Source organism: Clostridium sp., assembly GCF_016650095.1.
Classification (GTDB): Bacteria; Bacillota; Clostridia; order Clostridiales; family Clostridiaceae; genus Clostridium_AD.
Genome location: NZ_JAENWL010000112.1, coordinates 1 through 9,525, shown reverse-complemented (window position 1 = coordinate 9,525; position 9,525 = coordinate 1). Strand labels below are relative to the sequence as shown.

General features: G+C 31.4%; 12 protein-coding genes and 1 pseudogene. 2 read left to right on the top strand and 11 right to left on the bottom strand.

All coding sequences use genetic code 11. The features are described from left to right. A pseudogene (locus tag JJE11_RS08620) lies at nucleotides 1–243 on the bottom strand (cytidine deaminase); the annotation flags it as partial. A 285-nt stretch (nucleotides 244–528) separates the two neighbouring features. Beyond that, complete coding sequence (locus JJE11_RS08615) at nucleotides 529–1,257, bottom strand: 4Fe-4S binding protein (protein ID WP_291634584.1); 729 nt, start codon at nucleotides 1,255–1,257, stop codon at nucleotides 529–531. A gap of 148 nt (nucleotides 1,258–1,405) precedes the next feature. Between JJE11_RS08615 and JJE11_RS08610 the strand changes: the two genes are divergently transcribed. Both JJE11_RS08610 and JJE11_RS08605 read left to right on the top strand, forming a co-directional pair. Beyond that, the gene (locus JJE11_RS08610; protein ID WP_291634582.1) at nucleotides 1,406–2,101 is read left to right on the top strand and encodes a Crp/Fnr family transcriptional regulator; all 696 of its coding nucleotides are present in this window, start codon (nucleotides 1,406–1,408) and stop codon (nucleotides 2,099–2,101) included. A gap of 317 nt (nucleotides 2,102–2,418) precedes the next feature. After that, the gene (locus tag JJE11_RS08605; RefSeq protein WP_291634580.1) at nucleotides 2,419–2,964 is read left to right on the top strand and encodes an NADH peroxidase; all 546 of its coding nucleotides are present in this window, start codon (nucleotides 2,419–2,421) and stop codon (nucleotides 2,962–2,964) included. 83 nt (nucleotides 2,965–3,047) lie between these two features. On the opposite strand, the gene upp is transcribed toward JJE11_RS08605, so the two are convergent. From upp to JJE11_RS08560, 9 genes are all read right to left on the bottom strand, one after another. Continuing rightward, nucleotides 3,048–3,677, bottom strand: coding sequence for a uracil phosphoribosyltransferase (gene upp / locus JJE11_RS08600; RefSeq protein WP_291634578.1), 630 nt, complete (start codon nucleotides 3,675–3,677; stop codon nucleotides 3,048–3,050). 40 nt (nucleotides 3,678–3,717) lie between these two features. Beyond that, nucleotides 3,718–4,167: a ribose 5-phosphate isomerase B gene (gene rpiB / locus JJE11_RS08595; protein ID WP_291634576.1), complete on the bottom strand. Its 450-nt coding sequence runs from the start codon at nucleotides 4,165–4,167 to the stop codon at nucleotides 3,718–3,720. A gap of 79 nt (nucleotides 4,168–4,246) precedes the next feature. Further along, nucleotides 4,247–4,444: a hypothetical protein gene (locus JJE11_RS08590; protein ID WP_291634574.1), complete on the bottom strand. Its 198-nt coding sequence runs from the start codon at nucleotides 4,442–4,444 to the stop codon at nucleotides 4,247–4,249. A 101-nt stretch (nucleotides 4,445–4,545) separates the two neighbouring features. Beyond that, entirely contained in the window at nucleotides 4,546–5,592 is a 1,047-nt protein-coding gene (locus JJE11_RS08585; protein WP_291634572.1) for an L-threonylcarbamoyladenylate synthase, read from the bottom strand. A gap of 77 nt (nucleotides 5,593–5,669) precedes the next feature. Next, nucleotides 5,670–6,398, bottom strand: coding sequence for a ZIP family metal transporter (locus tag JJE11_RS08580; protein ID WP_291634571.1), 729 nt, complete (start codon nucleotides 6,396–6,398; stop codon nucleotides 5,670–5,672). Nucleotides 6,399–6,506: 108 nt separating this feature from the next. Beyond that, nucleotides 6,507–7,109: a hypothetical protein gene (locus JJE11_RS08575; protein WP_291634569.1), complete on the bottom strand. Its 603-nt coding sequence runs from the start codon at nucleotides 7,107–7,109 to the stop codon at nucleotides 6,507–6,509. A 27-nt stretch (nucleotides 7,110–7,136) separates the two neighbouring features. Further along, nucleotides 7,137–8,213, bottom strand: a complete 1,077-nt coding sequence (prfA, locus tag JJE11_RS08570) for a peptide chain release factor 1 (protein ID WP_291634567.1) — start codon at nucleotides 8,211–8,213, stop codon at nucleotides 7,137–7,139. An 88-nt stretch (nucleotides 8,214–8,301) separates the two neighbouring features. Further along, a complete protein-coding gene (prmC, locus tag JJE11_RS08565; protein ID WP_291634565.1) occupies nucleotides 8,302–9,168 on the bottom strand; it encodes a peptide chain release factor N(5)-glutamine methyltransferase in 867 nt (288 codons plus the stop codon). A gap of 59 nt (nucleotides 9,169–9,227) precedes the next feature. After that, nucleotides 9,228–9,525 (bottom strand): DUF1385 domain-containing protein (locus tag JJE11_RS08560; RefSeq protein ID WP_291634563.1); only part of this gene is annotated, 298 nt, incomplete at its 5' end.

Genomic DNA, 9,525 nt, shown 5'->3' with positions numbered 1-9,525 from the left:
CTCCGCATGCACTGATCTACAAAGTTCATACCTTGTGCCTCTAGGAACTTTTAATTCTTCTCTTCTACAAACCCCTAAATCACAACAATTCATTCTTCCTCTAGGCGCTCCCGAATATCCAGTAGACATAATTTCATCATCTTTTACTATTATAGCCGCAAAATTTCTCCGCATACAAGTTCCTCGTTCGGATATCGTTTCGCATATATCTAAATAATAATTATGCTTGTCAATTCTCCCCATAATTATACCTCATAACAAATGTATTTTAATTATGTAGATGAAAAATCAAAAACTAAATTAATAATCTCATAATCAATCACTATTATTTTACACTAAAATATCAATAATTTAAAGTGTTTAATAAACTATATATATATTAATTATGATAAATCAAAAAATAAAAGCATCTATTATTACAAATGCATTTTTCCCATTAACTACTTGGAATGCATTTTGTATAATATATGCTTTTCATAAACGTCTAAGTTTAATGGGTATATCATTTTGATTTTGACTCTAACATCATTAGATTATTACTCCGTTTAAGCTAATAGTTACCTCTTTATATGGAACTATTATTCCAGATTGCAACATAGCTTCCTTTACAGAACTAACAATACCTGAGCAACAAGGCACTTCCATTTTAACTACCGTAATACTTTTAATATTATTATTTTTTAATATCTCTGCAATTTTTTGTTTATAATAATCATTATCATCGAGCTTCGGACAGCCTATCATAGTTACTCTTCCTTTAATAAAGTCCTTATGAAAATCTCCATAAGCATAAGCTGTACAATCTGCAGCAATTAATATATCTGCTCCATTTAAATATGCCGCTTTTGAATTAACTAACTTTAACTGCACAGGCCATTGGTTTAATTCTGAAGCTACTACCACCTCTGCACCACTAATAACTTTAGTCAATTCCTCTTCTACATTCGGGTTCACATTTCTTTCTATAGATTTTTCCATTGTACCAGGACATCCACAAGGTAAATTAGGCTTTACGCTATTTTGTTCCTTTTTTATAGTAACAGCCTGCACATCATAATCTACAGCATCTCTTTGTATTATTTTTATAGCATCTTTAGGACACTGTGGTAGACAATCTCCCAGCCCATCACAATATTCATCGCTTATTAGTCTAGCCTTACCGTTAACTAACTCTATGGCTCCTTCATGGCATGCATTTATACATAATCCACAGCCATTACATTTATTTTCATTTATACTTATAATATTCCTTTTCACTTTAACGCCTCCTGATTTTTTTTACATATTTACCTTAAGACACACTCAAATAAATAACTATTTTATTGACTCTATGTACATATTATATTAGAATTACTTATGATAATATGTAACTAATGTTACCAATTTAAAAATTTGAGGTGATTTTATGGATAACCTGTTAAATGATCTAAAGACTTGTATTCTATTTAAAGGTTTAACTTATGAAGAATTACAAAATTTAATTAAAAGTATAAACTATTCTATTCTTAATAACTGTAAGAACTGTGCTGAATGCCAAACTTGTATAGTCGCACTTGAAGGCGACACCTGCGATTCCCTAGGCATCGTAATTGAAGGTGAACTCGAAGTACAAAAACATTACGCCAGTGGAAAAGTTGTGACACTAGCAAAACTAAATAAAGGAAAAATTTTTGGCGAAGCGATAGCTTTTTCAGAGACAAATATATATCCAGCTACTATAGTATCTTCTAAAGGTACAATTATCCTTTATATTTCGAAAAAAGATATTATAGCTATGTGTAGCGTATGCCCTAAGGTATTAAATAATTTCATGCAATTGTTATCCAGTAAAATTCTTTTATTAAATAGGAAAATTAAAGAACTCTCTTTCGAGACCTTAAGACAAAAGGTATCTAATTACTTGCTTTCTCAATATGAAATTCAAAAAACCACAGCACTTATACTTCCTATGTCTAGAAAAAATCTTGCTGAGCATCTAGGTGTACAAAGACCGTCACTTTCAAGAGAACTTGTCAATATGAAGACTGATGGCTTAATAGATTTCAATAAGAATTTAGTCCATCTAAAAGATTTAGATGGTATTGAAGAACTGTTAAATTAACTCAATTGTCGAATATCCTCGAACTATTCTTTTAAAAGATATTTAATTTTACTTGATAATAATTATCCGTTGATGTATACTTTAAATTGTAGAAGAGTTAAATATAAATTTTCTATTCATTTAATAAATTATACTATTTAATATAAGACGTATCAAACTATAATAGTATTTTTGATATTTTATTTATTATCATGAAACTAGATAATTATTTTTATATTATAAGTACTTAATAATTTTTAATACTTATAATAAATACGAAGGGAGATAGTATTTAATACTTACTTTCTACCCTAAAGACCATGAGGAGGAAAATTAATATGAAAAAATTTGTTTGTACAGTATGTGGATATATTCACGAAGGGGACTTCGCACCTGATGTTTGCCCGGTTTGTGGTGCAAAAAGCGATAAATTTATAGAGAAAAATGAAAATGACATGTCATGGGCGGATGAACATAAAATTGGAGTTGCTAAAGGCGTAGATACAGAAGTAGTAGAAGGATTAAGAGCTAACTTCGTTGGAGAATGCACTGAAGTTGGTATGTATCTAGCAATGAGCCGTCAAGCTGATAGAGAGGGATTCCCAGAAATTGCAGAAGCTTATAAGAGAATCGCTTTTGAGGAAGCTGATCACGCTTCAAAATTCGCTGAAATGCTTGGAGAAGTAGTAACCTCAGATACGAAGAAAAATCTTGAAATGAGAGTCGATGCTGAGCATGGAGCTTGCCAAGGTAAAAAAGATTTAGCTACTTTAGCTAAAAAACTTAACTATGATGCAATCCATGATACTGTACATGAAATGTGTAAAGATGAAGCGCGTCATGGTAAAGCTTTTAGTGGATTACTTAATAGATATTTTAAATAAGACTTTATGCATCACATGAAAATAAAAGCAACTTACAGATAATTTTCTGTAAGTTGCTTTTTAAATTTTTATATACTAATTAACTATTTAGTTCCGAATAATCTGTCCCCAGCATCACCAAGACCTGGTACAATATATCCATGTTCATTCAATCTTTCATCTATTGAAGCTACGTATATGTCCACATCTGGATGTGCATCCTGAATAGCCTTAATTCCTTCTGGTGCAGCTATAAGACACATGATTTTTATATTTATAGCTCCTCTTTTCTTAAGTGCTGAAATTGCATCCATTGCAGAACCTCCTGTAGCAATCATAGGGTCTGTAATAATTACATCTCTTTCATTAATGTCTTGAGGTAATTTACAGAAATACTCAACTGGTTGCAATGTTTCCTCATTTCTGTACATTCCTATGTGGCCAACCTTAGCTGCGGGTATAATCTTTAGCATACCATCAACCATTCCCAGACCTGCTCTGAGTATTGGAACTATAGCCATTTTTTTACCAGCTAAAATTTTACATTTAGTAGTGCAAATAGGGGTTTCAATTTCTACTTCTTCTAATTGTATGTCACGTGTAACTTCATAAGCCATAAGCATTGCAACTTCTTCAACCAAATTTCTAAAATCCTTTGAACCTGTATTTTTTTCTCTTATGTATGCCAATTTGTGTTGTATAAGTGGATGTGTTATTTGTGTTACTTTACTCATATAAATTTCCTCCAATTTTTTAATGTTTATTTTTCAATATTTATTTAGAATATTTTTTCTCAATTTCAGTAATTTTGTCAATTCTTTTTTGATGTCTATCTCCTTGAAATTCAGAGCTTATAAAAGTATCTACAATATCTAGCGCTAAACCTGTACCAACAACTCGCGCGCCAAGAGTAAGTATGTTTGCATTATTGTGTTCACGCGATGCGTGAGCACTAAAAGTATCACTGCATAATGCAGCTCTTATTCCAGGTACTTTATTAGCAGCAATTCCTATTCCTATCCCAGTACCACATATAAGTATTCCTAGTTCAAAGTTTTCTACTACCACTTCTCGTGCAACTTTAAATGCATATTCTGGATAGTCACAAGAATCCTCAGTGTAAGTTCCAAAATCTATTACCTCAATGTTTTTACTCTTAAGATGCTCAATTATCTCTTTTTTTAAGTTAAAGCCACCATGGTCACTACCTAATGCTATTTTCATTATAAAACACCTCCAATATATATTTTCTTATTAAAAGATATTATATGACAAAAAAAGAAGATATCGGCATTTAAATAAACTATTTAAGTGCTACTATCTTCTTTATCTTATCCAATAATAAGAATATATTATTCATTAATACATCATTTTTTTTAGAATCAATTGAAACATGTTTAACATATGGGTCTATACAATTTATAGTATATATTTTATTAAAAATAGCTTCTATCATATAGCTTCTTTGCATTTTTTCATTACAAATATATAATGTACCCATACTCAACCTCCTAGTATTTCTCTGGGGTAAATAACAATTATCGATTGTTATCTACCTTATGTTCCTCTTAAGTAACTACCAATTATAAAGAAGTAGTCTACCTATACGTAAGTTATATCAAAACCTGCGGATTTCTTAAGCCTATTCATTATAGCAACACCTATACCCTTTTCTTCAAAGGCTTCTGATAATATTAAATCTACTTCTATAGCATCAAAACTCCTTAAGACTTCAAAAAGATTTCTACCCACTGTATCAAGATGTTTTCTACTACCTAAAGAAATAACATTGCCCCTCGGATATTTATCTTTTGTTTCCTCTGTTGCCATAATTCCTATTTTTTTCTTGCCCACACTATTCTGCACTATTTCATTGATTTTTGCAACTGTTTTTTCTAAATCTCCGCATATAATTTTTACTGGGGCTTTTGGTGCATAATGCCTATACTTCATACCAGGTGCTTTAGGCTTAAAATCCTTCGTTGGTTTGCACAATACATTTTTATCAATATATATTTTTTCATCTATTTCTGTTAGCATTTCAATTGTTATAGCTCCTGGTCTTAATATACATAAAGGCGTACAAGTACAATCAACTATTGTTGACTCAAGACCTACCTTACTTTTATCCCCACCTATAATATACTCTATCTTTCCATTTAAGTCCTCAATACAACTCTCTACATCAGTAGGACTAGGTCTACCGGATATATTAGCTGACGGAGCTGCAATAGGCATTCCTGCTGCTTCAATAAGTTTTCTCGCAATAGGATTTGCTGGCATCCGTATGCCAACAGTATCAAGACCAGCAGTTGTAGTTTCAGGAATCAAATCAGACTTATTGAAAATCAACGTTATTGGCCCAGGCCAAAATTTGTTCATAATCTGTTTAGCTATATATGGTATTTCTTTAACTAAAGGCTCTATATTAAAATTAGCTACATGCACAATAAGTGGATTGTCCTGCGGTCTTCCCTTAGCCTTAAAAATCTTTGCTACAGCGAACTCATCTAGGGCATTGGCTCCTAGTCCATAAACTGTTTCAGTAGGAAAAACAACTAATCCGCCTTGAGCTAGAACAAGTCCTGCCTCATTAATTATATTTTGCTTCACATTATTTTCATCCAATATTTCTATCTTTGTTTTCATCCGTACACCTCTTAATTAAAATTTTACTAATCATCTTCAAAAGATAAGCAGTACTAACTCGATAGTTTTTAAGATATCTAAATCACATTGGTCATTATTAACCCCATTATAATCCCTAATAGTATTCCTAATGTACTCGTAATCCCCTCCCAAAGCTTTTTAGACTCCGGTATCATCTCTCCATAAATTACATATAACATAACTCCTGATGCAAAAGCTAAAGCACTACCTAATATTTTTACAGATATGCTCCCAATATAAATTCCAAGCCAAGCGCCAATTGCTGTAGGCAAAGCTGTTAAAAAAGCATAAAATAATATTTTTCTACTCTTTGCGCCTGTAAGCAAGAGAGGTACTGCTACTGCTAGTCCTTCAGGTACATCATGTATTGCAATTATCAGGCTCATTTTAAGTCCTAAACTATCTCCATTAACAAAGCCAAATCCCATTATCAGTCCTTCCGGAAAATTATGAAGCATTATACCCACAGCAACCAAAAAAGCCACCTTTGTATATTGAGAATTTACATTACTGCTTAAATTACTCATTTTATCTATTATTATAACAATAATAATTCCTAATATTAAAAATAATAAGGTTCCAAAAAGACCTGTTTTTTCTGTAGCTTCTGGAATAAGTTCAAAAACCACAATAGAAAGCATAAGTCCTGACGCAAATCCTATAATATTTCCTAAGAACTTTCGGGAAGGCTTTTTCATAACAACACCTAAAAATGCGCCTGCCATGGTACCAATCAAAGCCATTACCCCTGAAAATATGATTATTAAGACAATACTACTTTTCAAATTTATACCCCCACTTCTACAAAATTATAATCATACAAATTACAATTCCATATGAGAATAAAGTATAGTAGCATTTGTGCTTTATGCTTTTTTCTCTTTATACTAATATTATTTATGTACGTGGGGGTTTATGCCGTAATCTCTATATTCTTTAATTTTCTCTATAGCATCATCAGTAAATACTGCTTGAACACAAGATTTATATAAGTCATCTAGCAAAAAATATTTTCTATATCCACCATGTTTAATTATAAAATAAAAATAATCTTCTTCTGGATTTTGAATTTTGATTTTGTTATACATTTGAGCAACATAAGGATGTGTCTTTAAAAAGTTTATATCAATGGGATGAATGTTCGTATTTCTAAATTTGGATTTCGTTATTATAATAATTTCTAAATTCCTACCTTTGCCATCAGTGTGAATTAAATTAACTTTTTTACAGGTAATAATAAATTTATTCTTTGCAAGTCCACACCATATACTGATTTTGTACCCTTCCAATTTGAACTCAATATATTCTTCGTTGACTCTAAGAAGTACGACAAAGGCAATCAACAATTCAATACAAACTAAATATATTACAAAGAACGTATTTATAATCTTTGATGCTGTCAATATAATTGGTAATAAAACAAAAATAAAGCACATCGATAGCATAAAACGTTCATAAGTTTTTTTTTGCTTTCTAATGGCTTTATTTATATTCATAGTATCACCTTTCACTTTGAAACATTCCTATTCATTGTTACCCATAGCTTTCATCTTTTCTGCTTGGTCAGCAGTTATTAAAGTATTCATCATTTCATCTATATCTCCATCAAGAAAAGCTTCTAATCTATACAATGTTAACCCTATTCTATGATCTGTTACTCTTCCTTGAGGATAGTTATAAGTTCTTATTCGCTCACTTCTATCTCCCGTACCTACTTGGCTCTTTCTTTCTTCAGCTATTCCCGCCGATCTTTCAGCCTCAGCTTTATCAAACAATCTAGATTTTAATATCTTCAGAGCTTTTTCTTTGTTTTTTAGCTGAGATTTTTCATCCTGACAAGAAACTACAAATCCTGTAGGAATATGTGTCATTCTTACTGCTGAATCTGTTGTATTAACACATTGTCCTCCATTACCAGATGCTCTAAATACATCTATTTTTAAATCATTAGCATTAACTTCAATATCTACATCATCAACCTCTGGCAAAACAGCTACAGTAGCGGTAGACGTATGTATTCTTCCACTTGATTCTGTATCTGGAACTCTTTGAACTCTATGTACTCCACTTTCGTATTTAAATTTACTATATGTAGATTCACCTTTTATCATAAATACTACTTCTTTGAATCCTCCAATGTCAGTTTCATTAGAGCTCATTACTTCAACTTTCCATTTATTACGCTCTGCATATCTTGTATACATTCTAAATAGATTCGCTGCAAATAATGCTGCTTCATCTCCACCGGCTCCTGCTCTGATTTCTACAAACACGTTTCTCTCATCATTTGGGTCCTTAGGTAAGAGCAAAATTCTTAATTCTTCCTGCGTAGTTTCTTTAACCAGACTTAAGTCTTTAATATCCTCTTGTATCATATCTTTCATGTCTTTATCAGATTCTTCTCTAAGCATTTCTTTATTTGTCTCTAAATCTTGTTTAGCTTTTTTATATATTCTATATTTCGTAACGATTATTTCCAATTCTGCATGTTCTTTGCATAACTTTTGCCATTCCTTTTGATTGGCAATAACGGTCGGATCTCCAATTTTTATTGAAATTTCTTCATATTTATTTTCTGTAAAATCAAGCCTATCTAACATTTTTATCACTCCGTAAATATATTTTCACATCATAACATTATATCATAGGTATAAGCAATATACAAATTGCTTATACCTATGAATTATTCTACTTTAGTGGTGAATACGCTAAAATTGCTTTAATAACTCTATCATTTCCCGATAAATCTTTAATACATTCTATATTATTAAATCCTGACTTTACAAGAATATCCTCAACTTCTTCCTTTTGATCATATCCTATTTCAAAAGCTAAAAGACCACCTTCTTCTAAAACCAGTAAACTCTCTTTTGTAATTCTTCTATAAAAATCTAATCCATCACTCCCACCACTAAGGGCTATATATGGCTCATAATTCTTGACATCCTCCATTAAAGTAGGTATAACCTCTTCTCTTATGTAGGGGGGATTAGATACTACCACTTGAAATTTTATATTTTGATTAATAGCTACTCGCAATAAATCACTGATTTCCCCATTAACCCTAGTATGTAAGTCAAATCTTTCTATATTTAGTTTCGCTACAGCTAAAGCATCAAAAGATATATCATAAAGCGTTACTTTTGCTTCTTTAATAAATTCAGCTATAGCTATACCAATCGCTCCACTTCCACAACATACATCGCATACCTTAGTATGTTTTTTTTCCTTTATATGCTTAATTACTTCTTCAACTAAAATTTCAGTATCAGGTCTCGGTATTAAAACTCCTGGCTTTACTATTAAACTCATACCCATAAATTCACATTCACCTAGAATATATTTTATAGGCATCTTACTCTTTCTAATCTGAACTAATCGTGAAAACTCTTTTTCCTGCTCTGGGTTAAGATCAAAATCTCTATTAATCATTATAAACAATTTATCCACATTTAAAACCTTACTAAGTAAAAGTTGTGAATCTAACAAATAGCTTTCAATCTCAACTTTTTTCAAAATTTCATATGATTTAAGAAGTACTTCTCCTATCTTCATTTTCTGCCACCTTCATTCATGATTAAGCGAGGTGAACCTATTATTTATTTGAATGTGCCTTATGCACATTCAATACCCTCTGCTACTTTAAGCGCTTTTATTGCCACAGCTATTTGAGATAAATCAGGTTCCCTTGTTGTTAAATTTTGCAATTTAAGTCCCGGATAGGAAAGAATTTTAGCTAGTTTTCCTGTACTTTTCCCCATCCATTTAATGATTTCATAGCTTACACCCGAAATTAGTGGAAGAAGTACTATTCTGTACATTATTCTCTCCCAAATTGAATTCCAACCAGTTAAAGAGAACATTACTATGCTAACTATCATAACTAGGAATAAAAAATTCGTGCCACATCTT

Excerpts from the sequence above, each read along its gene's own strand:
- JJE11_RS08610 (WP_291634582.1), top strand. The coding sequence starts at position 1,406 with ATGGATAACCTGTTAAATGATCTAAAGACTTGTATTCTATTTAAAGGT.
- JJE11_RS08605 (WP_291634580.1), top strand. The coding sequence starts at position 2,419 with ATGAAAAAATTTGTTTGTACAGTATGTGGATATATTCACGAAGGGGAC.
- upp (WP_291634578.1), bottom strand. The coding sequence starts at position 3,677 with ATGAGTAAAGTAACACAAATAACACATCCACTTATACAACACAAATTG.
- rpiB (WP_291634576.1), bottom strand. The coding sequence starts at position 4,167 with ATGAAAATAGCATTAGGTAGTGACCATGGTGGCTTTAACTTAAAAAAA.
- JJE11_RS08590 (WP_291634574.1), bottom strand. The coding sequence starts at position 4,444 with ATGGGTACATTATATATTTGTAATGAAAAAATGCAAAGAAGCTATATG.
- JJE11_RS08585 (WP_291634572.1), bottom strand. The coding sequence starts at position 5,592 with ATGAAAACAAAGATAGAAATATTGGATGAAAATAATGTGAAGCAAAAT.
- JJE11_RS08575 (WP_291634569.1), bottom strand. The coding sequence starts at position 7,109 with ATGAATATAAATAAAGCCATTAGAAAGCAAAAAAAAACTTATGAACGT.
- prfA (WP_291634567.1), bottom strand. The coding sequence starts at position 8,213 with ATGTTAGATAGGCTTGATTTTACAGAAAATAAATATGAAGAAATTTCA.
- prmC (WP_291634565.1), bottom strand. The coding sequence starts at position 9,168 with ATGAAGATAGGAGAAGTACTTCTTAAATCATATGAAATTTTGAAAAAA.